This window comes from Pararhodobacter aggregans, assembly GCF_003075525.1.
GTDB classification, from domain to species: Bacteria; Pseudomonadota; Alphaproteobacteria; order Rhodobacterales; family Rhodobacteraceae; genus Pararhodobacter; species Pararhodobacter aggregans.
In genome coordinates this window covers 106,032-127,779 of sequence record NZ_QDDR01000014.1, presented here as the reverse complement: position 1 = coordinate 127,779, position 21,748 = coordinate 106,032, and the positions used below count along the sequence as shown (strand labels likewise).

General features: G+C 67.6%; 25 protein-coding genes. 11 read left to right on the top strand and 14 right to left on the bottom strand.

Going from position 1 to position 21,748, the window contains the following annotated elements; genetic code table 11:
• Positions 1 to 495: 495 nt before the first annotated feature.
• The 3 genes from pepT to DDE23_RS21330 form a co-directional block, all read right to left on the bottom strand.
• Entirely contained in the window at positions 496 to 1,731 is a 1,236-nt protein-coding gene (gene pepT / locus DDE23_RS21340) for a peptidase T (RefSeq protein ID WP_107754491.1), read from the bottom strand.
• Positions 1,732 to 1,808: 77 nt separating this feature from the next.
• On the bottom strand, positions 1,809 to 2,297 hold the full coding sequence (locus DDE23_RS21335) for a DUF2867 domain-containing protein (protein ID WP_107754490.1): 489 nt from the start codon (positions 2,295 to 2,297) through the stop codon (positions 1,809 to 1,811).
• A 255-nt stretch (positions 2,298 to 2,552) separates the two neighbouring features.
• The gene (locus DDE23_RS21330) at positions 2,553 to 3,716 is read right to left on the bottom strand and encodes a cytochrome P450 (RefSeq protein WP_107754489.1); all 1,164 of its coding nucleotides are present in this window, start codon (positions 3,714 to 3,716) and stop codon (positions 2,553 to 2,555) included.
• Between the two features lie 74 nt (positions 3,717 to 3,790).
• On the opposite strand from DDE23_RS21330, the gene DDE23_RS21325 reads away from it, so the two are divergent.
• Positions 3,791 to 4,447: an NAD(P)H-binding protein gene (locus tag DDE23_RS21325; protein WP_157958096.1), complete on the top strand. Its 657-nt coding sequence runs from the start codon at positions 3,791 to 3,793 to the stop codon at positions 4,445 to 4,447.
• 95 nt (positions 4,448 to 4,542) lie between these two features.
• On the opposite strand, the gene mdh is transcribed toward DDE23_RS21325, so the two are convergent.
• Both mdh and DDE23_RS21315 read right to left on the bottom strand, forming a co-directional pair.
• Positions 4,543 to 5,505 (bottom strand): malate dehydrogenase, encoded by a 963-nt coding sequence (gene mdh / locus DDE23_RS21320; protein ID WP_107754487.1) that lies wholly within the window; start codon positions 5,503 to 5,505, stop codon positions 4,543 to 4,545.
• A 144-nt stretch (positions 5,506 to 5,649) separates the two neighbouring features.
• Complete coding sequence (locus DDE23_RS21315; protein ID WP_107754486.1) at positions 5,650 to 5,940, bottom strand: hypothetical protein; 291 nt, start codon at positions 5,938 to 5,940, stop codon at positions 5,650 to 5,652.
• 157 nt (positions 5,941 to 6,097) lie between these two features.
• Here DDE23_RS21315 and DDE23_RS21310 point away from each other — a divergent pair, with 157 nt between their 5' ends.
• The 4 genes from DDE23_RS21310 (at position 6,098) to DDE23_RS21295 (ending at position 8,837) form a co-directional block, all read left to right on the top strand.
• Positions 6,098 to 6,973, top strand: a complete 876-nt coding sequence (locus tag DDE23_RS21310; RefSeq protein WP_107754485.1) for an HpcH/HpaI aldolase/citrate lyase family protein — start codon at positions 6,098 to 6,100, stop codon at positions 6,971 to 6,973.
• Positions 6,973 to 7,527 carry an NnrU family protein gene (locus DDE23_RS21305; protein WP_107754484.1) on the top strand — a complete coding sequence of 185 codons (555 nt, stop codon included), beginning with the start codon at positions 6,973 to 6,975 and terminating at the stop codon, positions 7,525 to 7,527. The genes DDE23_RS21310 and DDE23_RS21305 overlap by 1 nt, the downstream gene beginning before the upstream one ends.
• A 1-nt stretch (position 7,528) precedes the next feature.
• Complete coding sequence (locus tag DDE23_RS21300; RefSeq protein WP_107754483.1) at positions 7,529 to 7,732, top strand: DUF1737 domain-containing protein; 204 nt, start codon at positions 7,529 to 7,531, stop codon at positions 7,730 to 7,732.
• Between the two features lie 79 nt (positions 7,733 to 7,811).
• Positions 7,812 to 8,837 (top strand): MaoC family dehydratase, encoded by a 1,026-nt coding sequence (locus tag DDE23_RS21295; protein WP_107754482.1) that lies wholly within the window; start codon positions 7,812 to 7,814, stop codon positions 8,835 to 8,837.
• An 82-nt stretch (positions 8,838 to 8,919) separates the two neighbouring features.
• Here the strand turns inward: DDE23_RS21295 and DDE23_RS21290 are convergent, their stop codons facing one another.
• The gene (locus tag DDE23_RS21290; RefSeq protein ID WP_107754481.1) at positions 8,920 to 9,147 is read right to left on the bottom strand and encodes a hypothetical protein; all 228 of its coding nucleotides are present in this window, start codon (positions 9,145 to 9,147) and stop codon (positions 8,920 to 8,922) included.
• 181 nt (positions 9,148 to 9,328) lie between these two features.
• On the bottom strand, positions 9,329 to 10,039 hold the full coding sequence (locus DDE23_RS21285) for a hypothetical protein (RefSeq protein ID WP_107754480.1): 711 nt from the start codon (positions 10,037 to 10,039) through the stop codon (positions 9,329 to 9,331).
• A gap of 453 nt (positions 10,040 to 10,492) precedes the next feature.
• Between DDE23_RS21285 and DDE23_RS21280 the strand changes: the two genes are divergently transcribed.
• The 6 genes from DDE23_RS21280 (at position 10,493) to DDE23_RS21255 (ending at position 15,641) form a co-directional block, all read left to right on the top strand.
• Positions 10,493 to 11,116 carry a TorF family putative porin gene (locus tag DDE23_RS21280; protein ID WP_107754479.1) on the top strand — a complete coding sequence of 208 codons (624 nt, stop codon included), beginning with the start codon at positions 10,493 to 10,495 and terminating at the stop codon, positions 11,114 to 11,116.
• 228 nt (positions 11,117 to 11,344) lie between these two features.
• A complete protein-coding gene (gene sdhC / locus DDE23_RS21275; RefSeq protein ID WP_107754478.1) occupies positions 11,345 to 11,728 on the top strand; it encodes a succinate dehydrogenase, cytochrome b556 subunit in 384 nt (127 codons plus the stop codon).
• Positions 11,729 to 11,739: 11 nt separating this feature from the next.
• Positions 11,740 to 12,117, top strand: a complete 378-nt coding sequence (gene sdhD / locus DDE23_RS21270) for a succinate dehydrogenase, hydrophobic membrane anchor protein (RefSeq protein ID WP_107754477.1) — start codon at positions 11,740 to 11,742, stop codon at positions 12,115 to 12,117.
• Between the two features lie 10 nt (positions 12,118 to 12,127).
• Positions 12,128 to 13,933 carry a succinate dehydrogenase flavoprotein subunit gene (sdhA, locus tag DDE23_RS21265; protein WP_107754476.1) on the top strand — a complete coding sequence of 602 codons (1,806 nt, stop codon included), beginning with the start codon at positions 12,128 to 12,130 and terminating at the stop codon, positions 13,931 to 13,933.
• A gap of 78 nt (positions 13,934 to 14,011) precedes the next feature.
• Entirely contained in the window at positions 14,012 to 14,842 is an 831-nt protein-coding gene (locus tag DDE23_RS21260) for a hypothetical protein (protein ID WP_107754475.1), read from the top strand.
• Positions 14,843 to 14,861: 19 nt separating this feature from the next.
• Positions 14,862 to 15,641: a succinate dehydrogenase iron-sulfur subunit gene (locus tag DDE23_RS21255; protein ID WP_107754474.1), complete on the top strand. Its 780-nt coding sequence runs from the start codon at positions 14,862 to 14,864 to the stop codon at positions 15,639 to 15,641.
• A gap of 637 nt (positions 15,642 to 16,278) precedes the next feature.
• On the opposite strand, the gene DDE23_RS21250 is transcribed toward DDE23_RS21255, so the two are convergent.
• The 7 genes from DDE23_RS21250 to DDE23_RS25775 form a co-directional block, all read right to left on the bottom strand.
• Positions 16,279 to 17,106, bottom strand: coding sequence for a DUF1217 domain-containing protein (locus tag DDE23_RS21250; protein ID WP_107754473.1), 828 nt, complete (start codon positions 17,104 to 17,106; stop codon positions 16,279 to 16,281).
• Positions 17,103 to 17,510, bottom strand: coding sequence for a flagellar biosynthesis repressor FlbT (gene flbT, locus DDE23_RS21245; protein WP_107754472.1), 408 nt, complete (start codon positions 17,508 to 17,510; stop codon positions 17,103 to 17,105). The genes DDE23_RS21250 and flbT overlap by 4 nt, the downstream gene beginning before the upstream one ends.
• The gene (gene flaF / locus DDE23_RS21240) at positions 17,507 to 17,890 is read right to left on the bottom strand and encodes a flagellar biosynthesis regulator FlaF (protein ID WP_107754471.1); all 384 of its coding nucleotides are present in this window, start codon (positions 17,888 to 17,890) and stop codon (positions 17,507 to 17,509) included. The genes flbT and flaF overlap by 4 nt, the downstream gene beginning before the upstream one ends.
• A gap of 65 nt (positions 17,891 to 17,955) precedes the next feature.
• The gene (locus DDE23_RS21235) at positions 17,956 to 19,233 is read right to left on the bottom strand and encodes a flagellin (RefSeq protein WP_107754470.1); all 1,278 of its coding nucleotides are present in this window, start codon (positions 19,231 to 19,233) and stop codon (positions 17,956 to 17,958) included.
• A 216-nt stretch (positions 19,234 to 19,449) separates the two neighbouring features.
• Positions 19,450 to 19,821: a hypothetical protein gene (locus DDE23_RS21230; RefSeq protein ID WP_107754469.1), complete on the bottom strand. Its 372-nt coding sequence runs from the start codon at positions 19,819 to 19,821 to the stop codon at positions 19,450 to 19,452.
• Positions 19,818 to 20,096, bottom strand: a complete 279-nt coding sequence (locus tag DDE23_RS21225; protein ID WP_107754468.1) for a rod-binding protein — start codon at positions 20,094 to 20,096, stop codon at positions 19,818 to 19,820. The genes DDE23_RS21230 and DDE23_RS21225 overlap by 4 nt, the downstream gene beginning before the upstream one ends.
• A gap of 431 nt (positions 20,097 to 20,527) precedes the next feature.
• A complete protein-coding gene (locus DDE23_RS25775; protein WP_272947892.1) occupies positions 20,528 to 20,662 on the bottom strand; it encodes a hypothetical protein in 135 nt (44 codons plus the stop codon).
• Between the last annotated feature and the right edge of the window lie 1,086 nt (positions 20,663 to 21,748).

Sequence of the window (21,748 nt, the reverse complement as noted above, 5' to 3'; positions counted from 1 at the left end):
CGCAAAACAGTGAAGCTGACACCTCTATCATCGCGTTACCGCTAAGAGGCCGATATCCAGACGTCCGATCCATCGAAATGAACCAAACCGCCCACATATCCCTTCATTCACCAAATTTTCAAAAAGCAGAGGACAAAAATTCCAGCGGCGCTTCCGAAGTTTTCCGACAGCGCTGCCGTTTTCCTATCCTTTTCCGTGTCTTCCGGGTCTGTTTCCAGCGTCCCTTCCGGCGCGTCCCTCAGCGTCTCCGCTTCGGTGAGGCGGTATCTAGGGGTATCCGCCGGGAGCCGCAAGAGGAAAAAACACGGGCCGACAAAAATTCGTCACAGGAGGCGGCGATTTTCAGTCATGGCATTGATAACAAAGGATACTTTCTTGAAAAGGCAAGCTTTGCCGACCTTTTCACAGCCTGTTGTGGTCCCCGGCCGCCGCACCACGAGATCCTGAGGGAGGGGCGATCTGGCTTGTTTCACAGGCCGGAATCACCCCCCGCGGTCAGCCCTTGGCGGCCCGTCCGGCGATCTCCAGGCAGAGTCGCATCGCCACTTCCATGTCCTGAACCGAGATCCACTCCAGCGGACCATGGATGTTCTGCATGCCGGTGAAGAGATTCGGGCAGGGAATCCCCATTTCCGTGAGTCGCGACCCGTCGGTGCCGCCCCGAATCGGCACCGACACCGGATCGAGCCCCAGCGCGCGCGCCGACTCGCGGGCCAGCTCCACCGGGGTCATGTCCGATTCGAGCCAATAGCGCATGTTCCGGTACTGGGGGGTGATGGTGCAGGTGATATCGGCCCGGGGTTCGGTCGCCGCCACCGCCGCGCAGACCTGGCGCAGCAGCGCGCCCTTCTCCTCCAGCCCCTCGCGTTCGAAATCGCGCAGGATGAACTTGATCCGCATCTCGGACGAACCGCCGTCCATGTCCGTGGCATGGATGAAGCCCTCGCGCCCCTCGGTCGTCTCGGGCGTGAGCGTCACCTGCGGCAAGGTCTGGATGATCTTGGCCGCCAGATGGATCGCATTGACCAGCTTGCCGGTGGCATAGCCGGGGTGGATCGACACCCCCTTGATCGTCACCACCGCCCCGTCGGCCGAGAAGGTCTCGTATTCGATCTCGCCCAGCTTGCCGCCATCAAAGGTATAGGCAAAGTCGGCACCCAGATCCCCGGGCAGGCGCGCATCGACGCCGCGGCCGATCTCTTCATCCGGGGTGAAGGCCAGCCGCAGCCGGGGCCGGGGCAGCGAGGGATCGGCTAGCAGGCGCTCGGCCGCGGTCATCAGGATCGCCACGCCCGCCTTGTCGTCGGCCCCCAGCAGCGTCAGGCCCGAGGCGGTGACGATGTCATGCCCCAGTTTCTCGGCCAGATAGGGGAAGGCCTCGGGCGTCAGGCTGAGGGCGGGATCGTCGGGATAGGTGATCGCCCCGCCGTTGTAGCCCCGGATGATCCGCGGCTTCACACCCGTGGCGTTGAACTGCGGGGCGGTGTCGACATGGGCGAGGAAGCCGACGGTCGGCCCCGCGCGCGTGCCGGGGATCGTGGCCAGGACCGCGCCATACTCGGTCAGCGTGACATCCTCGGCCCCCATCGCGGTCAGTTCCGCGACCAGGAGGCGCTGCATGTCGAGCTGGACCTCGGTCGAGGGGGAGCTGGGGCTGTCGGCATCCGACTGGCTGTCGATGGCGCAATAGCGGGTCAGCCGGTCGGCGAGGTCGTGGGTCAGATCTGTCATCGGGGCCTCCGTTTGCGGGGATGAGGCCCGGGCCCGGCGGCGAAGTCAAGCGAAGCAGGGTGGGCTGAAGTCCCACCCTACGCGCGCCGCGCCCGCCACATCAGATAGCGCACGATCAGTCGATGGGCGGGCGCCACCGGCAGCATGTAGAGCCGCCCGAAGAGGTTGTGCGTCACCACCGACGAGGTGATGGCGAGGCGCCGCCCCTCGACCGTGACCGCGGTCATCACATCGAGATGCCGGTCACGCTCGGTCAGGACCATCAGGCCCGGGGCGCTCTCCTCGACCAGGAAGAACGCCAGCCGGTCGCCCGGACTGACGCTTTCGGGCAGCGCGCCCCCGAACCCGCCCAGCCGCTTGACCCCGAACCGCGCCGAAATGGCGTCGCGCAGCCGGAAGGCCAGCGCAAACAGCGGGATCGGCCGATCCATCAGGAAACGCCAGGCCTCGAGCGGGCTCATCTCCCGCGGCAGCAGCACCGACTGGATGTCGAGGAAGGCCAGATCGGCCAGGGGCGCGACAAGGCGCAGCGCGGCGGGGGCATCGGCGGGCAGGGTTTGGCTCATGGCGCCACAAGACGCCGCCACAGGCGCCCGGTCAACAGCCCGCGGCGCGACATCTCCGCACGCCCCTTTTCATCTTTGCTCTGCAAATATCCTCGGGGGTTTCTCAAGGGGGTGGAAAACCCCCTTGAGCGGGGGTGAGCGGCGTCTCGGAAACGCGCCAGTGGCGCGTTTCAGCCGCGAACGCCGCGCCCGTGGCGCGGCCGGACCTTGCCCCCCGCCGTGGTCGCCCGAGGAAACCGAGGGCGAAACCTCTCCCTACACGTCCCAGGCCACCGGCATCCGCAACGGCCCCCGGAAGGCCCAGCCGCCGAAGGGCACATCGCCCGCCAGCCGCAACCCGGGCAGGCGCTCGAAGATCATCGGCATCGCCACCTCGGCGATCAGGCAGCGCGAGGCCCAGGCGCCAGCGCAGAAATGCGGCCCCGCGCCAAAGGTCACCGCCGGGCCCGAATCCTGCGTCACGTCGAAGACATCGGGCCGGGCAAAGACGCTTTCGTCGCGGTTGCCGGACGAGAACATCAGGAACACCCGATCCCCCGGCTCCAGCGTCACGCCATGCAAGACGTGGCGTTGTGCCACGCGGCGGGGCGACATGGCCACGGGCGCGATCCAGCGGCCGTATTCCTCGAAGGCCTGAAGCCAGCTCACCCGCCCGTCCCGCACCATCGCCAGCTGATCGGGATGGGTCAGCAGCGCCCAGGCGAGCCCGGCGATCACGTCGCGCGGCTCGTTCTGCCCGCCCGAGATCGCCAGCTTCACATTGGCCCGGATCGCGGCGTCGGGCAGCCCCGCCTGCCTCTGCACCGACAGCAGCGAGGCATCGGGCGCCTTCCGCAGCACCGGCATGCGTTCGTCGATATAGCGGTCGATGGCGGCGGTTGCCTCGTTGCAGCGGGCCTCGACCGCGGGGTCCCCGGCGTAGTTGGCGATCCCGTCCATCATCCCCTGCGACACGCGGTCCATCTCGGCCCAGGGGATCTGCGTGAGCCCGGTGATGCATTTCAGCGCCTCGCCCGAGATCCGCATGGCGATGTCGCGCAGCATGTCGGCCTGACCCTGCGGGCGGATCTCCTCCAGAATCCCGGCGGTGAAGGCCTGAAACTGCGCCTTCCAGGTATCGCGCACTGTCTTGGGCGAGACGGTCGGGAAGATCGCCTTGCGCTCGGCCTGATGCGCGGCGCCGTCCTTGCGCATCATGTTCTGGCCCATCAGGACCGTCATCAGTCCGCCCGGCTGGTCCGAGGAGAACACCTCGATCTTCTTCTCATTGACGAAGATGTCGTCGCGCCGGGTCAGCAGGGTCGCGCCCAGCTCGGGCACGAAGGCCACCGGCGCCTCGGCCCGCAGGCGTTTCAGCACGGGATAGGGGTCGGCCCAGAAGGCGGCGAGGTCGATGCTGACGACCGGGGCTGTGGACATGGGGTATCCTCCGGCCGGGAGTTGAGCCCGGCGTCTTTGTGCTGTCAACTGCGCCCGTCAGGATGGAGGGTCCGATGGTCGATGTGGTGATGCTGGGGGCGAGCGGCGCGGTGGGGGGCGAAGCCCTGAAAGCGCTGGCGGGGATGCCGCAGGTCGGCCGGATCACGCTGCTGAACCGGCGCGAGATCGCCTTGCCCGGGCCGAAGGCGGTGCAGCATGTGATCGACCCGGGCGATCCGGCCAGCTACCGGGCGCATCTGGCCGGGCATGACGTGGCGATCTGCACGCTGGGGGTGGGCGAGCCGTCGAAGACGGCGCGCGACGTGTTCATCCGGGTCGACCACGACATGCCGCTGACTTTCGCGCAGGCCTGCCGCGCGGCCGGGATCGGGCATTTCTCGCTGCTCTCGGCCGTGGGGGTCAGCGCCGGGTCGCGCTTTCTCTATGTGCGGACCAAAGGGCAGCTGGAGGACGGCCTGCGGGCCTTGGGTTTCGCGCGGCTGGCGCTCTTTCATCCCAGCATGATCCTGACGCCCGAGAACCGCTATGGCCCGACGCAGGCGGTGATGCTGGCGCTCTGGCCCTGGCTGACCCCTTTGCTGGCCGGGCCGCTCAGGAAGTATCGCGGCGTCCGGGTCGAGGATCTGGGCCGGGCGATGGCGGTGGAGGCCGTGCGCGGCGGCACCGGCGAGGCGGTGCTGGAATGGGACACCTTCCAGACCCTGACGTAGGGTGCGTGCTCGCACGCACCGTCCGGACACCCCTGGCCCTCAACGAAAAACGCGCGCCCCGAAGGACGCGCGTTTCTTTGCGTTGGCGGATGGCCTCAGGCCAGCGAGGGGTCGATGCCCTTGCAGGCCTCGACCAGACCCTTCACCGCGTTGACCGACTTGTCGAACATGGCTTGCTCGTCGGCATTCATCTTGATGTCGACGATACGCTCGACGCCACCGGCACCGATGATCGTGGGAACACCGACATAGAAGCCGTTCAGACCCAGCGCGCCGTCAACCCAGGCGGCGCAGGGCAGCAGGCGCTTCTGGTCCTTGAGATAGGCTTCGGCCATCTCGATCGCCGACGTCGCGGGCGCGTAGAAGGCCGAGCCGGTTTTCAGCAGGCCCACGATCTCGGCGCCGCCGTCGCGGGTGCGCTGGATGATCGCGTCCAGACGCTCCTGCGTGGTCCAGCCCATTTCGACCAGATCCGGCAGCGGGATACCGGCCACGGTCGAGTAGCGGGCCAGCGGCACCATGGTGTCGCCGTGGCCGCCCAGCACGAAGGCGGTGACATCGCGCATCGAGACGTTGAACTCGGTCGCCAGGAAGTGACGGAAGCGGGCCGAGTCGAGCACGCCCGCCATGCCGACCACCTTCTCGGCCGGCAGGCCCGAGAATTGCTGCAGCGCCCAGACCATGGCGTCCAGCGGATTGGTGATGCAGATGACGAAAGCGTTGGGCGCATGGGCCTTGATGCCTTCGCCGACCGATTTCATGACCTTGAGGTTGATGCCCAGAAGGTCGTCGCGCGACATGCCGGGCTTGCGCGGCACACCGGCGGTGACGATGCAGACATCGGCGCCCGCGATATCCTCGTAGGAATTGGTGCCCTTGAAGATCCCGTCGAAGCCCTCGGACGGGCCCGACTCGGCGATGTCGAGCGCCTTGCCCTGCGGAATGCCCTCGGCGATGTCGAACAGCACGACGTCGCCAAGTTCCTTGATCGCGGCGAGATGGGCGAGGGTGCCGCCGATCTGGCCCGCGCCGATCAGCGCGATTTTGGGTCTGGCCATGGGTATCTCCGGTCAGGTTGTGAATTCGCGCCCTGACTAGAGAATCGGCCGCCTTCGCGCAAGCCTCGCGGCAATGCGGCGCGACAGAATGCGGCGCCGTTAACGCTGCCAGCGACATTTTCTGACCCGACGCGGGCCCCCCGGTTATGCAGGATTGCCGCGGGCCGGTTGCAGCCCCCCGGTGGCGGTGAAGTTCTCGCCATTGGCCAAGAGGCAGGCGCGCCCGTCGGGCAGGTTCAGCAGCAGCGTCCACGACCCCGAGTCGCTGGCATAAAGCTCGACCGAGGCGCCGCGCGCGGCGTCCCCCGTGGCCAGCCGCGTCTCGCCGCGCTGGTCGATGACGAAGGCCAGCACCCTCTCGCGCGGGGCGCATGGCAGGGTCTGGGCGGAGAGCGCGGCGGGCAGCAGGGCGAAGGCGGCAGAGAGCAGGCGCATGGCGGGACCTTTCGGGTGAAGCGATGCCCAAGGCTGCGCCCGCGCCGGTCAAAACCGCCTGAAAGCTGCGGTCTCTCTGCGGTGCAGAAATTTAACCCTTGCGCTTTGTGTCCGGATTTGGTGCTTTGCGCGCAAGATTGTTTCACGGAAGAGAATCATGACCAGCCGCCCGTATCGTTCCGTCCTCTATATCCCCGGCTCGAAAGAACGCGCGTTGGAGAAGGCGCAGGGCCTCGCCGCGGACGCGATCATCTTCGATCTGGAGGATGCCGTCGCCCCCGACGAGAAGGCCCGCGCGCGCGAGCTGCTGGCGGCGACGCTGGCCCGGGCCGATTACGGCCCCCGCGGCAAGCTGGTCAGGATCAACGGCTTCGACACCGATTGGGGCGAAAAGGATCTGGACGTGATCGCCCTGGCCCGGCCCGAGGCGATCCTCTTGCCCAAGGTCAACAGCGCTGCCGATATCGAGGCGCTGGCCCGCAAGCTGGACGCCCGCGCCGAGACGGCTGACACCAATATCTGGGCGATGATGGAGACGCCGCAGGGGATCCTCAACGCCGGGGCCATCGCCGCGGCGCCGCGGATGGCGGGCTTCGTCATGGGCACCAACGATCTGGCGAAGGAACTGAACTGCCGCTTCCGCGCCGACCGGCTGCCGATGCAGATGGCGTTGCAGACCTGCCTGATGGCCGCCCGCGCCGCCGGGATCGTGGCGGTGGATGGCGTCTATAACGCCTTCAAGGATGATGAGGGCCTGCGCGCCGAATGCGAACAGGGCCGCGATCTGGGCTTTGACGGCAAATCGCTGATCCATCCGGCGCAGCTGGACATCGCCAACCAGGTCTTCGCCCCGGACGCGGCGGCGCTGGACCTCGCCCGCCGCCAGATTGCTGCCTTCGACGCGGCGATGGCCGAGGGGCAGGCCGTCGCGGTGGTGGATGGCAAGATCGTCGAGAACCTGCATATTGTGACGGCCCGGAGCGTGCTGGCGCGCGCCGAGGCGATCGAACATTTGCAGAAAGCGATGAGCTGATGGGATACGCGCTACTTATTCTGGGCCTTCTGGTCTGGTCAGGCAGCCATATGTGGAAGCGACTGGCCCCCGCCAGCCGCGCGCGCTTTGGCGAGGGCGGCAAGGGGATCGTGGCGATCCTGTCGCTGGTCGCCATCGTCTTGATGGTACTGGGCTACCGCTGGGCGCCCTATACGCAGGTCTGGCCCGAATCGCGGTCCATGGTGCACCTCAACAACCTGTTGATGCTGCTGAGCTTCTACCTCTTCGCGGCCTCGGGCATGAAGACCACGGCGACGAAGATCGTGCGCCACCCGCAGCTCTGGGGCGTGCGGCTCTGGGCGCTGGCGCATCTGATGGTGAACGGCGATCTGGCCAGCCTGATCCTGTTCGGCGGGCTGTTCCTCTGGGCGCAGGTCTCGGTCGCGCTTTACAACCGCGACAACCCGATCTGGGAGAAATCCACCGCGCCCGTGGTCATGGGCAAGGAGATCGGCGCCGTGGTCGGGGCGGTGCTGCTGGTCGGTGTGGTCGGCTATATCCACATCTGGTTCGGGCTGATGCCCTGGGGGTGAGATGAAACTCTATCGTTTGCTGACCGAGGACGACACCTCGGCCTTCTGCCACAAGGTGACGGCGGCGCTGAACAAGGGCTGGGAGCTGCATGGCTCGCCCGCCTATGCCTTCGACGCGGCGAAAGGCGTGATGCGTTGCGCGCAGGCCGTGGTGAAGGACGCGCCAGGCACCTACACGCCCGAGACCAAGCTGGGCGAGCAGTAACGGGTGACGGAACCGGGGGGTTTCACACCCCCCGGACCCCCCCGTGGCGTATTTTCGACAAGATGATGAGGCGCAGGCGATGAAGACCAATCCGGGCCGGTTTTTTGAGGATTATCGGATCGGCGAGGTGATCCGGCATGCGGTGCCGAGGACGCTGTCGGGCGGCGAGCGGGCGCTTTACCATGCGCTCTATCCGGCGCGGGGGGCGCTCTATTCCTCGGACGACTTCGCGCGGGCCTGCGGGCTGGCGGCCAGTCCGATGGACGATCTGATCGTGTTCCATACGGTGTTCGGCAAGACGGTGCCGGATATCAGCCTGAACGCGGTGGCGAACCTCGGCTATGCCGAGGGGCGGTTCCTGGCGCCGGTCTGGCCGGGGGATACGCTGAGTTCCTCGTCCGAGGTGATCGGGCTGAAGCAGAATTCCAACGGCAAGTCGGGCGTGGTCTATGTGCGGACCACCGGGCGCAACCAGCGGGGCGAGGCCGTGCTGGAATATGTGCGCTGGGTGATGGTGCGCAAGAACCGGCTGGAGGCGCCGGAGCCCGAGGCGGTGGTGCCGGAACTGGCGCGCGTCGTGCCGGTCTCGGATCTGGTGGTGCCCGCGGGCCTGACCTTCGAGGGCTACGATTTCGAGGCCGCGGGCGAGCCCTACCGGCTGGGCGATTACGCGGTGGGCGAGGTGATCGAGCATGTCGACGGGGTGACCGTCGAGGAGGCCGAGCACATGCTGGCCACGCGGCTCTGGCAGAACACCGCCAAGGTGCATTTCGACGCCACCTTCCGCCCCGACGGGCAGCGGCTGATCTATGGCGGGCATGTCATCAGCCTGGCGCGGGCGCTGTCGTTCAACGGGCTCGCCAATGCGCAGATGATCGTGGCGATCAACGGCGGGGCGCATGCCAACCCCTGTTTCAGCGGCACCACGGTGCGGGCCTGGTCCGAGGTGCTGGACAAGGCCGAGACCGGCGTGCCCGGGGTCGGCGCGATCCGGCTGCGGCTGGTGGCGAGTTCCGGCCCGGGGACGGCGCTGAAAGGGCCGGACGGGAAATACGCGCCCGAGGTGCTGCTGGACCTCGATTACTGGGCGCTGATGCCGGTCTGAGCCCGAAAAACGCAATCTGAGTCCGAAAAACGCAATCGGGCGACCCGAAGGCCGCCCGATCAACGCCTGACGGCGTGCAGTTTCAGTAGAGCCGGCCGCCGGCTGTTTCCCCGTTCAGGGTGAAGACGACATTGCCGCTGGGCGTGAAATCAAAGGTGAAAAAGACCGGGCCACCGGGGGGGATGGTCGTCACGCTCGGGGTGACGGGCGTGCCCGGGGCGGTCGGCGAGGGCGAACCGGGGCCGTTGGCGGCGAGAGCCGCGCTGGCGGCGGTCAGCGCGACGGCGGTGCTGAGAAGGAGGGTCTTCATGGCGATACCTCGTATCCTGAAGCTGGAATCGATGCCGCAAGAGCGGCGTTGAACTGGGACCGGGGGCGGCGGTCAGGCCGCCCGGGGCACGCTCGGACCCGGGGAGGATAGCACAGGCTCCCTGCCCGGGCGAGAAAGATGCGGTCGGGGCCAGCGGTCAAGACCGGAACGGCCCCGGGCCTCAGCGCATCAGGGCGAAGGCCCGGCCGATATCCACGGCGAAGGTCGCGTTGCCCGATTCCTCGAGATTGCGGAACGAGAAGGCGACCGAGGTGCCGGCCAGCATCGGCGGGCTCCAGACGGCGCCGATGATCGATTCCTGACCGACATAGCCGGCGCTCACCGCCCATTGCGGGTTCAGGCCCAGGCCCACGCCGATCGCGCCGCGGGTGGTGCGGTCGCTGGCGTTCTGGCCCCAGCCGGTGCCGACGCCGACCGAAACCATCGCCATGCGCGGGCCGATGCCGCCGAGATAGGTGCCGGTCAGCGAATAGGACGGGCGGTAGTTGCGGATGTCGCCCCAGGGCGAGACATAGGCGGTGCGCAGCGCGGCCGAGAAGATGCCGGTGCCGGCCTGCCACATGTGGTGCACGCCGAAGGACAGGTGACCCGATTGCCCGAAGTTGCGGAACGAGGTCAGGTTGATGCCGAATTCCAGGCCGACCCCGGTGACCGGGTTGCCGAAGCCGAAATTGGCCATGGTCGCGGCGTCGGCATGCGTCGCACCCGGGCCCCGCGCGCGCTGGCTGTAGGTGCCCGAGAAGCCGATCTGCACGACATTGCCCGCAGCGCCGAAGCCCGAAGGCACCCCGGCGATACCGATCGTCTGGGCCGAGCCCGCACCTGCACTGATCGCCAGAGCGGCGACACTACCAATAAGAAGTTTTTTCATTTGCTCGATTTCCTGCGAACTCTAGGACACGGACATCGGCGATCTTTTGACCGTCCCCGCCGCTCACACGACTTTGTTGGTTGACGCCCAACGGTGTCAACGGCTTAGCCGGGAATCCGTCGATTCGGCGCGATGAAGGCGCGGTAAAACCGGCAAAGTGCTGCATAGGTGCAACAACCCTGGGCTGTCCGGCCCCGACACGATCGCCCGCCGTGCCCGCCTGCGAACCGGCGTTGCCCAAAATACGACCGCAGAAGAGGCCCGGCGCGGGGCATTGCCCGTTCTTCGGTCAGAGCCGCAATCCCTGTGTTGCTGCGCCGCAATACCCGCCTCTGCTTCGGCGCGGTTTTCAAGGGTTGCGCTTGGAAAACGCGGCCCTGTGACGGATTATGACGGTGTAACCCGCCCGGCTCACTTCCCGGGCCTGCGAGGCGGGACTGGAGCATTGGGACAATGAAAGCCTTCAAACTCGCACTCGCGGCCTGCGCCGTTGCCGCCACCTCGGTTCCTGCCGCGGCATTCGAACTTTCCTACGGCGTGACGCTGACCTCGGACTACATCTCGCGCGGCGCGACGCAGACCATGAACCACGCGGCGATCCAGCCCTGGGTCGAAGCCAGCTCGGGCGGCTTCTACGGCGGGCTCTGGGCGTCGAACGTGGATCTGGGCCCCGATGACTTCGAGCTCGACGTCTACGGCGGCTATCGCTGGTCGGTCGAGAACACGAGCTTCGACGTCGGCTATGTCCGTTACTTCTATAACAACAGCGGCGACGCGAGCGGCGAGTTCTACATGCTGGGCGAAGTGGCCCTGGGCGAGACGGCGACGCTGTCGGGCGGGGTCTATCTGGGCCATGCCGGCGGCCTGACGGTGAACGACGGGCATGTCGGCTTCAGCACCCAGCTGGCCACCAACCTGACCGGCTCGTTCACCCTGGGCGTCACCACCGGCTCGAACGCCTATGGCAACGCCGGGCTGACCTACGACTTCAACGACAACATCTCGATCGACGGGCGCTTCCACACCATCACCGGCGGGTCGAACCGCGTGGCTCTGTCGGTCGCCGCCAGCTTCTGAGATCGCTTGATCCGACCCCGAAGGGCGGGCGCATCGCGCCCGCCCTTTTGCATGGCCGGCACCGCCAAGAGTGTGATCACACGAGATTATTTGTGATCACGGGCACCGATTTTTTTGCCCGGCTCGGCCAGAATCAGCCGTATTCGCGGAAATGCCCACGTGACTTGACGCGAAAACCCGCTATCAGGAGGCCCAGACAGTATGGGGCGCCAAGAGAGAGGGACGAACATGGCTGACGTAAACCGGGGCAACCGGCCGCTTTCCCCGCATTTGCAGGTCTACCGCCTGCCGCTGGTCGCAAAGATCTCCATCATGACCCGCATCACCGGCGTCGCGCTGGGCGCCCCCGCCCTGCTGATCGTCTGGTGGTTCGTCGCGGGCGCCTATTCGCCCGAGTATTTCGCCGTGGCCGACGGGCTGCTGAGCAGCCTGCTGGGCAAGATCGTGCTGATCGCCGGGCTCTGGGCGCTGTGGTTCCACTTCGCCAACGGCATCCGCCACTTCGTCTTCGACCTCGGCCGCGGCTTCGATCTGCCGACCGTGGCCAAGACGAACTGGCTGGTGATCGGCGCCTCGGTGCTGCTGACCGTCCTGACCCTCCTGCTGGTCTGAAGGAGCATCCGATGAGCTACAAGACCGATTACAACCGCGTTGCGGGCCTGGGCCGGGCGGGCGAGGGCGTGCATCATTTCTGGGTGCAGCGCGTGACCTCGATCGCGCTGGTGCCGCTAACCATCCTGTTCCTGATCCCCTTCGGCCGCGCCCTGGGCGGCGGGTACGAGGCGCTGGTCGCCACCTATTCGTCCTTCGGCAACGCCCTGACCGCGGCGCTGTTCCTGGGCGTCGCCGCCTGGCATTTCGCCATCGGCATGCAGGTGGTGATCGAGGATTATTTCCAGGGCGGCACCCGTCTGGTGCTGCTCGTCCTGAACAAACTTGTCAGCTTCGCGCTGGGGGCGGCAGGCGTCTTCGCCATCGCCACGATCCTGTTCAGCGCCTGAGGACGGAAGAATGACCGCATATCCGATCGAACAACATACCTATGACGTGGTGGTCGTGGGCGCCGGTGGCGCCGGTCTCCGCGCGACGCTGGGCATGGCCGAACAGGGCCTGAAGACCGCCTGCATCACCAAGGTTTTTCCCACCCGCTCGCATACCGTTGCCGCCCAGGGCGGCATCGCCGCCAGCCTGGGGAACATGGGCCCGGACAGCTGGCAATGGCACATGTACGACACCGTGAAGGGGTCGGACTGGCTGGGCGATACCGACGCGATGGAATACCTCGCGCGCTCGGCCCCCGCCGCGGTCTATGAGCTGGAGCATTACGGCGTTCCGTTCAGCCGCACCGAGGAGGGCAAGATCTATCAGCGTCCCTTCGGCGGCCATACCACCGAATTCGGCGAAGGCCCGCCCGTGCAGCGCACCTGCGCCGCGGCCGACCGCACTGGCCACGCCATCCTGCACACGCTCTATGGCCGCTCGCTGAAGGAAAAGGCGCAGTTCTACATCGAGTATTTCGCCATCGACCTCTTGATGTCGGATGACGGCGAATGCACGGGCGTGCTGGCCTGGAAACTCGACGACGGCACGCTGCACCAGTTCAACGCCAAGATGGTCGTGCTGGCCACCGGCGGCTACGGCCGCGCCTATTTCAGCGCGACCTCGGCCCATACCTGCACCGGCGACGGCAACGGGATGATCGCCCGCGCCGGCCTGCCCCTGCAGGACATGGAATTCGTGCAATTCCACCCGACCGGGATCTATGGCGCGGGCTGCCTCATCACCGAGGGCGCGCGCGGCGAGGGCGGCTACCTGACCAATTCGGAAGGCGAGCGGTTCATGGAACGCTACGCGCCGACCTACAAGGATCTGGCCTCGCGCGACGTGGTTTCGCGCTGCATGACGATGGAGATCCGCGAAGGCCGCGGCGTCGGCCCGAACAAGGACCATATCCACCTGCACCTGAACCACCTGCCGCCGGAAACGCTGCATCTGCGCCTGCCGGGGATCTCTGAATCCGCCCGCATCTTCGCCGGTGTGAACGTCAACAAGGAGCCGATCCCGGTTCTGCCGACGGTCCATTACAACATGGGCGGTATCCCCACGAACTATTGGGGCGAGGTGCTGAACGCCGATGCCGAGAACCCGACCCGCACCGCGCCCGGCCTGATGGCCGTGGGCGAGGCTGGCTGCGCCTCGGTGCATGGGGCGAACCGGCTGGGCTCGAACTCGCTCATCGACCTCGTGGTCTTTGGCCGCGCCGCCGCGATCCGCGCCGGTGAGATCGTCGATCCGGCGTCCAAGAACCGCGACACCACCAAGGCCGCGGTCGACAAGGCGCTGGAGCGTTTCGACCGGCTGCGCAATGCAACGGGCGCGATCCCGACCGCTGAACTGCGGCTGGAGATGCAGAAGACCATGCAGGCCGACGCCGCTGTCTTCCGCACCGACAAGACCCTGGCCGAGGGCGTCGAGAAGATGAAGGCCGTCGCGGCCAAGATGCCGGATGTGAAGGTGACGGACCGCTCGCTGGTCTGGAACTCGGACCTGATGGAAACGCTGGAACTGGAAAACCTCATGCCCTGCGCGCTGGCGACCATCGTCGGCGCCGAGGCCCGCAAGGAATCGCGCGGCGCCCATGCGCATGAGGATTATCCGAACCGCGACGACGTGAACTGGCGCAAGCACACGCTGGCCTGGGTCGAGGGCAATTCGGTGAAGCTGGACTATCGTCCGGTGGTGCTGGACCCGCTGACGACCGAAGCCGAAGGCGGCATCGCGCTGAAGAAGATCGCGCCCAAGGCGCGCGTCTACTGAGGTCTGCCATGGCTGCGGCCCCCCTCTGTGCCTCGTCGCGGCGCTGCTGCGATGCCGGCTTGACCGGGGGGGCCGCCCATGTCTGACCAGCAAGGACCGCGGCGGCTGGTGCTGCACATCGGCGTGCAGAAGACCGCGACCACTGCGGCGCAGCAATTCCTGCAGGCCAATGCCGGGGCGCTGAAACCCTGGCTCACGCTCTTCACGCCGCGCAAGGGCACCCCGGCGCAGCAACTGGGGCGCCGGGCGTTCGAGTATTCCCGGGCGCCCTCGGCCGAGAGCGAAACCGCCTTTGTCGAGGCGATCCGCGCGATGAAGGCCGAGCTGGAGCAGACCTCCGGGACGGTGCTGATAAGCCACGAGAATCTGGTCGGCGCGCCGCCCGGCTCTTATGGCGAGACCCAGCTCTATCCGTTCATCGGCCGGATCGTGGCGCTGCTGGATGCGCATTTTGCGCCTTATCGGCCGGAATTCGTCTATTATACCCGCGACATGGCGGGCTGGAAACGCAGCCTGCACAACCAGATCGTCAAGACCGACGGCTACACGGGCACCTGGGACGCCTTCCAGACCATGGCCGCGCCGATTGCCGATTGGGACGGGTTCCACGCCCGGCTCTGCACCGCGGCGGGGCCGGATCGGGTCACCGCCTTCCGGCTGGAGAACCAGGTCTCGCGCGACCGTCCGGGCCAGCAGATGCTGCGCCACCTGGGCGTGCCGGAACAGCAGCTCGCCCGGCTTGAGCCCGTCGTCGGGGCGCGCAATGAAAGTCTGAACGCCGGGGCGCTGGAATTCATGCGCCGGGCGAATGCGGCGGGGTTCAACCCCTATAACCTCACCAGACTGGGGGGGCTGGTGGCAGCCTCCCAGTCCCTGTTCTCCCCCTCGGTCGTCCTGACCCAAGAGTGATACGGCAAGGAAGCTAGAGATGGTTCAACTGACTCTCCCCAAGAACTCGACGATCCGGACCGGCAAGACCTGGCCGAAGCCGGCGGGCGCCACGAACCTGCGCACCTTCCGCATCTACCGCTGGTCGCCCGATGACGGCGAAAACCCGCGGGTCGACACCTATTTCGTCGATATGGACAGCTGCGGGCCGATGGTTCTGGACGCGCTGATCAAGATCAAGAACGAGATCGACCCGACGCTGACCTTCCGGCGGTCCTGCCGCGAGGGGATCTGCGGCTCCTGCGCGATGAACATCGACGGGCGCAACACGCTGGCCTGCATCTTCGGCATGGACGAGATCAAGGGCGACGTGAAGATCTACCCCCTGCCGCACATGCCGGTGGTCAAGGATCTGATCCCCGACCTGACGCATTTCTACGCCCAGCACGAATCGATCATGCCCTGGCTGGAGACGAAGTCGAACACCCCCGCCAAGGAATGGCGGCAGTCGATCGAGGATCGCGAGAAGCTCGACGGGCTTTATGAATGCGTGATGTGCGCCTGCTGCTCGACCTCGTGCCCCAGCTATTGGTGGAACGGCGACCGCTATCTGGGCCCGGCATCCCTGCTGCACGCCTATCGCTGGATCATCGATTCGCGTGACGAGATGACGGGCGAGCGGCTGGACGGGCTGCACGATCCGTTCAAACTGTATCGCTGCCACACGATCATGAACTGCACCTCGACCTGCCCCAAAGGGCTGAACCCGGCCAAGGCCATCGCCGAGATCAAGAAGATGATGGTCGAACGCGTGGTCTGATCGCCTGCGGCCTTGCCCTCCGACTGAAACGCCGCAAGGCGCGGTCGGACGGCCTGGCGAAGGGGGTCTTCTGATCGGTGCCGTTGAGGGTCGGTTTGGCACGGATCGCCAGAGGGCCTCGCGGGACGCATCCGCCAGTCCGACGCTCCGGTGAGAGATCGACCAGCGCGTCGGCCCTCCCGGCGGACCGGGGTTCCAGAGGGGCCGCGATGAATCGCGGCCCCTTTGCGTTGCGCTTGGTGGAGGGGTGGGACGCTTCATCGATGCGGCGGTGGTGTTACCGGCTTGCGTCAGTTTGCGCCGATCGTGGCGGGTCGCGGGGCGGCAGGAATGACGCTTGTTCCCGAAGGCTTTCCCAAGCCGTGCGGGCGGGAAGCGCCTTTGGCGGGTAGTGCGGATGTGTGGGGACACAACGGCGGGGCGATCAACAGCGTCGTGGCATCGCCCAAAGGAAATCCACGCGACGGGCGGGCCGGAGGCACGGGGGAAGGGCCGACGGGGTATAACTCTGGCAGCGCCGGACGGTCGCACCGGAGACGGTGAATCCGCGCTCCCCGCGATCAGGCATTGCACGGCCCTCAGTCCTGGCAAATCCCGGCAAGGCGCATCCCGGGCGCGGCGCCAGGGACAGCCGCCCTCAGCGCCCCAGAATGCTGCGGAGCGAGGCCTGGCCATTCTGCAGAAGCGTCAGCGCGCCGCTGCCCGCGACCGCATTGTCCTGTATCGCCTTCACCTGCCCGGCCAGAAAGTAGCGCCGAATCAGCGTATCAACGGCTTCCGGGTCCTTGAACTGGCTGATCGTGTCCGAGCCGGTCAGCTGTTCCATCCGCCCTTGCAGGATCTCGACCTGTCGGTCGAGATCCAATGCGCCAAAGCCGGTCGGCAGCATGAAGGCCGTTTCGAAAACCGCACGCAGGCTGCCGGTGCCCAATACCGTATACCAGCGTGTCAGCTCGCTGCTGTCCTGCCGGGCCAGATCGGCCAGGTCGCGTTGCAGGCCCAGCGCCAGCCGCATCGATTCGTTTTGCGCCCCGACCGCGACCTCGAAGCTCTGGTCGCGATAGGCCGCGACCATGCGGTCAGCGAAGGTCTCGTCGATCTGGTTCCACGAGACATAGGTATCGCCGAACCCGAAAGCCGCGTTCAGCTGCTTGTAGCGCCGGTCGGCGAGGCGGTTGATGAAGCTGCCCTCCTCCTTGGCCGGGCTTTCCAGCACCTTCTGGATATAGGCCCGGTTCGGCAGATCGTCCTGCAGGCCGAAAGCGGTCAGCGCCACCGAGAGCAGCTGGCGGTCCTTGACCAGGTCCTCGGCGCTGGTGATCGAGGCGATCTTCTCGCGGAAATGCGCCTCGTCGCGTTGCAGCTGCGGGGCGGCGTTGGCCGCCGCCTGCTGCTTGTCCAGCGTCCTTTGCAGGAAACGCCAGCCGACATAGCCGTCCAGGGGCAGGATCGGCTGGAAGCTCATTGCCGAGTCGCGGCTGCGAAGAGCCGCTCCTCCCGGGGAAGGAGCGCCCGCAGATGGCGCATGGCGGGATAGAATTCCCCGTCCAGGACCGCCTGGCTGGCGCGATCCAGCAGGGCCCGGCTGTCAGGATCGGTCAGCACCTGGCTGAGCTGCTCGATGCCGCGCAGCAATTGCGGCGTCGCCTCCTCCGCCGCGGCATCGCCCGACAGGACCAGCTGGGCGATATAGGCGACTCGGCGCACGGGGGTCGAGACCTCACCGGGGTGGATCGCGTCCCTGAGCCGCAGGATGTTGGCGTTCGGCGTGACGATCGACAGGCGCGAGCGGCGCTCGCCATTCTCGATCACCGCGCCGTTGATCAGCACGCGCTCATGCGGGGCAAGCTTGAGGATCAGACCGCTCATGGCCGCGCCCCCCCGGTCGGTCGCAGCCCGCGCATCACCGCGGTGTTGATCTCGGCCAGAACATCGGCGCGGGCCCGGCCGGTCAGCACCTGCGTGGTGTGCTTGAGGGTGAATTCGGCCAGGGAGAACAGCCGAGCCCGCAGATCGACGGGAAAACCGTTCTCGGGATTGGCAAGGTCAGTGGCGAAGGTGGCCCAGAGGCGACGGTTGTCGTTCAGGGCCATGGTCAGGGCGAGGGTGATCTTGCCCGGCTGATGCGGAAGCTCCGACTGGATGCGGCCGGTGATCCGGGCCAGCACGTCATATTCGATATCACGCGGGGTTTTCAGCGCACGGGCGTGATCGCCGTAACTGGTACGCGCATAGGCAGCAACACTCATCTCAAGGCCTCATGGTGCGAAGACATGGAGGGGATGGGCCGGGGCAGAAGCCCCGGCCCGAGGCCTTAGCGGAAGAGCGCCAGGATGTTCTGCGGCGCCTGGTTGGCGATCGACAGAGCCTGGATACCCAGCTGCTGCTGCACCTGGAGCGCCTGCAGGCGCGCCGAGGTTTCTTCCATGTTGGCGTCGACCAGCGAACCGATCCCCGACTTGAGCGAATCCATCAGGTTGGAGACATATTCGCTCTGGATCTCGATCCGCCCCTGCACCGAACCGAAGTTGGCCGCAGCCTCGATCGCGGTCTGGGTCAGGCCTTCGATGGCGCTGAGCGCCGCTCCCGCGCCCTGCGAGGTCGACACGTCGACGCTGGAGAGGATCTCCAGCCCGCCGCCGGCCGTCCCGCCCGAGTTCAGCGTCATGGCGGTGGTGATCCCCGCCGTGGTGCCGTTGGTGACGGTGATCGCCGCGCCCGACACGGTGGACGAGATGGCGATCCCCGATTTCGCGGCCTGGAAGTTCAGCATGTCGTTCAGGGCGCTGGCGATGTCATTCACCGTATCGCCATCTCGGGCGACGTAGCGAACGGCACCGGACACGCCGGTCAGACCGCCGATGGTGTAGGAATCGCCCGCGAGGACGCGGTTGCCCCCCCGTGCCGCCGTGCCCACGTCACCGACGATGGTGAGCGTGCCCGTCGCACCGGTGGCGATGGCGCCCGCACCGGTGACCGCACCGGCGGCCAGATCGGTGCCCGTGCCCTGGACCGAGGCCTGGGTGCCCAGGTCGGCCTTGGCGGCGGTGATCGACGAGGCCGTGACGGTCCCGCCGCTGCTGCGATCGAGCGACGACAGGATGCTGACGGTGCCCGAGCCGAGAATGCCGGCACCGTTGCCCGTGTTGCCGACGATATTGGCAACCGTGGCGCCGCTTTCGCGGTTGGACAGCAGATTCAGGCCGTTGAACTGCGCCGCGCCGACGATCGTGGAGATCTGGTTGCGCAGGGCAGCGACGTCGGTCTGGATCTTCTCCCGGTCGACGTTGTCTTCCTGGGCGGCGACGATCTTGCCCTTGATCTCCGTCAGAAGGTCGGTGATCTGCTCCGAGGCCGAGCGCGCGGTGGCGACGGTCGAGGAGCCCAGAGCGAGCGAATCGGCGATTCCCTTGAAGCCCTTGACGTCCGATTCCATGGTCTTGGAGATGGCCCAGACGGCCGAGTTCTGGCGGGCGCTCGATACCGATTTGCCCGTCGAGATCTCGTTCTGGGTTTTCCCCATGTTGGCGTTGATCGACTTGAGGGTCTGCAACGCCACCATGGCAGTGCTGTTGGTCAGAATGGAGGACATGGATTTTCCCTTGTCACATGGCGTGTTTCACGCCGGTTTCGTGCCGTTCGAGAACGGCGGCCAAGCCCATTCTGGACCTGCGGCTGTCCGGTTTCCGGATGACGCGCCACCTGGTCGGTGCTCAGCCAGACTCGGGGTGAAGTGCTAATAACGGCTTAAACCTTGCCCCCGTCGCGATGCCAATTTCCGTCAAATTCAACGCGACGGAGGGGGCGGTCAGGCCCGCCGGTGCAGGCTTCCGGCGGCGGGTTCAAGCGCGGCGCGGCTGCCGTTCGGGCCATAGGTCTGGCCGCGCCCGCGATCCCGCGCGCGCAGCAACAGCGCGCGCGCCTCGCGGATCCCGGCAATGGCGGCCTCGAACAGGCGGGCGTTGCGGGCGGCGATCGCGCGGATCTCGGCCGCGAGGGCGCGGTTGGCGGGCGTGTCGGGCAGCGGTTCGCCCGCCTCAAACCGTTCCAGCAGCTGGATCTTGCGCGGCGCCAATGCCTCGAGCCGGGCGTAATCGCCGCGGGTCAGCGCCGCGCGCTCCTGCCGCAAAAGCGCGGCGAGGCGCCTGAGGTCGCCCCGGGACAGGCTACGCGCGGTCATGGCACGCCTCCGCCCGCGCGCAGGCGCAGCGCGTGTTCAATCGAATCGGCCAGGCCGATGCCCCCGCGGGCGACCATGGCGCGGGCCTGTTCATCGGCCAGGAACGAGGCGAAGTGCGCCTCGCCCTCGCCGCCCGAGCCGGGACCCTCGGTCGGTCGGAAGGCCCCGGCGCTTTTCAGCATCTCGGCCAGAAAGGCGGCTTCCAGCGCCTCGGCGCTGCGGCGCAGGGCGTCGGGCGGCGGTGGCGCGGTGGGCAGGGCAACGGGTTGGATCATCGGAACCTCCTGATGCGGATGCCAAATCCTGTCAGGTGGCGGTAAAGAAGCGGTAACCAACGGCTGCTAGGGTTCGGAGATCCAGAACGGAGGTCCGGCATGATGCCCTTGGTCACCGCCGAGAATACGCCCCTACTCCGGGGCGCGCCGCGTCCGGTGGCCGCGCTGCCCGAGGGTGCGGATTTCACCGCGGTTCTGGCCCGGCTCAGGGCGATGATGGCGCCGGAGCAACTGCAACCGGCCCCGAACGACGAGCCCGTGGTCGCGGCTCCCCCGGAGGGGGAGGAAACGGGAGAGGAAATGCCGGAAGCCCCCGCGCCGGAGCCCGAGGTCGGGGCCACGCCCGAAATTGCCGTTGTCAGCCAGGACAGCGCGTTGGGCGCCTTTCTGGACCTGCCGGAGGGGACGGCGACCCCGGCAGATCCCGCCGATCAGGCCAGCACGCCGGCCAGCCCCCCGGCCAGCACCCCGGCCAGCCCGCCGGGCGTCCCGGGGCGCGAATCGCTGTTGCGGGCCCGTCTGGTGCTGGACGCGCCGGGCGCTGCCCCCTTCGTCGCCCGGGACACGCCCGCGCCGGTTCCATCCGTCGCTGCGGGGGTCGCTGCCGGGTCCCTCGGCACGCCGGCCGAGGCTCCCACACCCGACCAGCCGCCTCTCGGCGTACCAGCCCCGGACACCCGCCCCGCCGATCCGCCCCTGACGCCCCGCCCGCTTGCGGCGCAACCCCAGGCCTCGCCGCAGCCCCCTGCGCTCGCCGACCCGCTGGCGCCCGTGAGCCGGGGCTCAACCCCGGAGGCGGGCACCGGATCTGCGCAGCCCGTGCCGACCCGGGCGCCCCCCGGACAGAGCGCACCAGAGGCCGCGCCGCCGCTGCTCGGCCCGGAAGGTCCGCCCCAGCCGTCGCGCCTCGGACACGCGGTCGCAGCGGACGCGCCGGGTATTGCCGTGCAAGACCCGCGATCCGATCAATCAAGGCCGCCTCAGGCCCAGCCGGATCTGCCGGGCACCGCGCAGCCCGCCGCCCGTCAAGCACAGGCGCCTCTGGCAGGGCGCGGCCCGACGCGACTCGATCAGGCCCAGCCCGGGCAGTCGCGGCCCGATGCGACGCAGACCGATCAGCCTGCGCCGCATCGGACGCATGGTCATCAAGCACCCCCCGGTCCCGCGCAGTCCGGGCAGCGTCCGGCCCTCGCCGCCGCCGCCCCGACCTTGGCCCGGGCCCCGATGCCTGCCCCGATGCCTGCCCCGTCCGCCTCGCTCCAGCCCGCACAGCCGCAGGCCCCGGTGACGGGGTCGGCCCTGCGGCAGGGCACCAGCACCGCCGCTCCCGCTGCCGGACCCACGATCATGGCCCCGCCCCCCGATCCGGCGACTCAGGCCGAAACGCCGCAAGCCGATGCCAGAGTGCCCGGGCCAGCCCCGCTGCCCCTCCGGGGGCAAGCATTTCCCGCCCCAAGGGCTGTCGCGGCGATCCCGACCCTGCCGCCGGGTGACACCACCGCCCCCGCACCAGAGCCCCGCGCAACGGCACTTCCGCAATCCGCCCCCCGGGCCGAGGCGCTTCCCCAGACGCCCGCCGCCAGCCGCGTGGTCCCGGGGCAGGAGCCCGTCGCGGCCACCCTCCGGCCCCCGGCACCCCTGCCGACGCCCGA

Bases quoted from the DNA above. Each gene is read 5' to 3' on its own strand.
- pepT (WP_107754491.1), bottom strand. From the start codon at position 1,731: ATGACAGATCTGACCCACGACCTCGCCGACCGGCTGACCCGCTATTGC.
- DDE23_RS21335 (WP_107754490.1), bottom strand. From the start codon at position 2,297: ATGAGCCAAACCCTGCCCGCCGATGCCCCCGCCGCGCTGCGCCTTGTC.
- DDE23_RS21330 (WP_107754489.1), bottom strand. From the start codon at position 3,716: ATGTCCACAGCCCCGGTCGTCAGCATCGACCTCGCCGCCTTCTGGGCC.
- DDE23_RS21325 (WP_157958096.1), top strand. From the start codon at position 3,791: ATGGTCGATGTGGTGATGCTGGGGGCGAGCGGCGCGGTGGGGGGCGAA.
- mdh (WP_107754487.1), bottom strand. From the start codon at position 5,505: ATGGCCAGACCCAAAATCGCGCTGATCGGCGCGGGCCAGATCGGCGGC.
- DDE23_RS21315 (WP_107754486.1), bottom strand. From the start codon at position 5,940: ATGCGCCTGCTCTCTGCCGCCTTCGCCCTGCTGCCCGCCGCGCTCTCC.
- DDE23_RS21310 (WP_107754485.1), top strand. From the start codon at position 6,098: ATGACCAGCCGCCCGTATCGTTCCGTCCTCTATATCCCCGGCTCGAAA.
- DDE23_RS21305 (WP_107754484.1), top strand. From the start codon at position 6,973: ATGGGATACGCGCTACTTATTCTGGGCCTTCTGGTCTGGTCAGGCAGC.
- DDE23_RS21300 (WP_107754483.1), top strand. From the start codon at position 7,529: ATGAAACTCTATCGTTTGCTGACCGAGGACGACACCTCGGCCTTCTGC.
- DDE23_RS21295 (WP_107754482.1), top strand. From the start codon at position 7,812: ATGAAGACCAATCCGGGCCGGTTTTTTGAGGATTATCGGATCGGCGAG.
- DDE23_RS21290 (WP_107754481.1), bottom strand. From the start codon at position 9,147: ATGAAGACCCTCCTTCTCAGCACCGCCGTCGCGCTGACCGCCGCCAGC.
- DDE23_RS21285 (WP_107754480.1), bottom strand. From the start codon at position 10,039: ATGAAAAAACTTCTTATTGGTAGTGTCGCCGCTCTGGCGATCAGTGCA.
- DDE23_RS21280 (WP_107754479.1), top strand. From the start codon at position 10,493: ATGAAAGCCTTCAAACTCGCACTCGCGGCCTGCGCCGTTGCCGCCACC.
- sdhC (WP_107754478.1), top strand. From the start codon at position 11,345: ATGGCTGACGTAAACCGGGGCAACCGGCCGCTTTCCCCGCATTTGCAG.
- sdhD (WP_107754477.1), top strand. From the start codon at position 11,740: ATGAGCTACAAGACCGATTACAACCGCGTTGCGGGCCTGGGCCGGGCG.
- sdhA (WP_107754476.1), top strand. From the start codon at position 12,128: ATGACCGCATATCCGATCGAACAACATACCTATGACGTGGTGGTCGTG.
- DDE23_RS21260 (WP_107754475.1), top strand. From the start codon at position 14,012: ATGTCTGACCAGCAAGGACCGCGGCGGCTGGTGCTGCACATCGGCGTG.
- DDE23_RS21255 (WP_107754474.1), top strand. From the start codon at position 14,862: ATGGTTCAACTGACTCTCCCCAAGAACTCGACGATCCGGACCGGCAAG.
- DDE23_RS21250 (WP_107754473.1), bottom strand. From the start codon at position 17,106: ATGAGCTTCCAGCCGATCCTGCCCCTGGACGGCTATGTCGGCTGGCGT.
- flbT (WP_107754472.1), bottom strand. From the start codon at position 17,510: ATGAGCGGTCTGATCCTCAAGCTTGCCCCGCATGAGCGCGTGCTGATC.
- flaF (WP_107754471.1), bottom strand. From the start codon at position 17,890: ATGAGTGTTGCTGCCTATGCGCGTACCAGTTACGGCGATCACGCCCGT.
- DDE23_RS21235 (WP_107754470.1), bottom strand. From the start codon at position 19,233: ATGTCCTCCATTCTGACCAACAGCACTGCCATGGTGGCGTTGCAGACC.
- DDE23_RS21230 (WP_107754469.1), bottom strand. From the start codon at position 19,821: ATGACCGCGCGTAGCCTGTCCCGGGGCGACCTCAGGCGCCTCGCCGCG.
- DDE23_RS21225 (WP_107754468.1), bottom strand. From the start codon at position 20,096: ATGATCCAACCCGTTGCCCTGCCCACCGCGCCACCGCCGCCCGACGCC.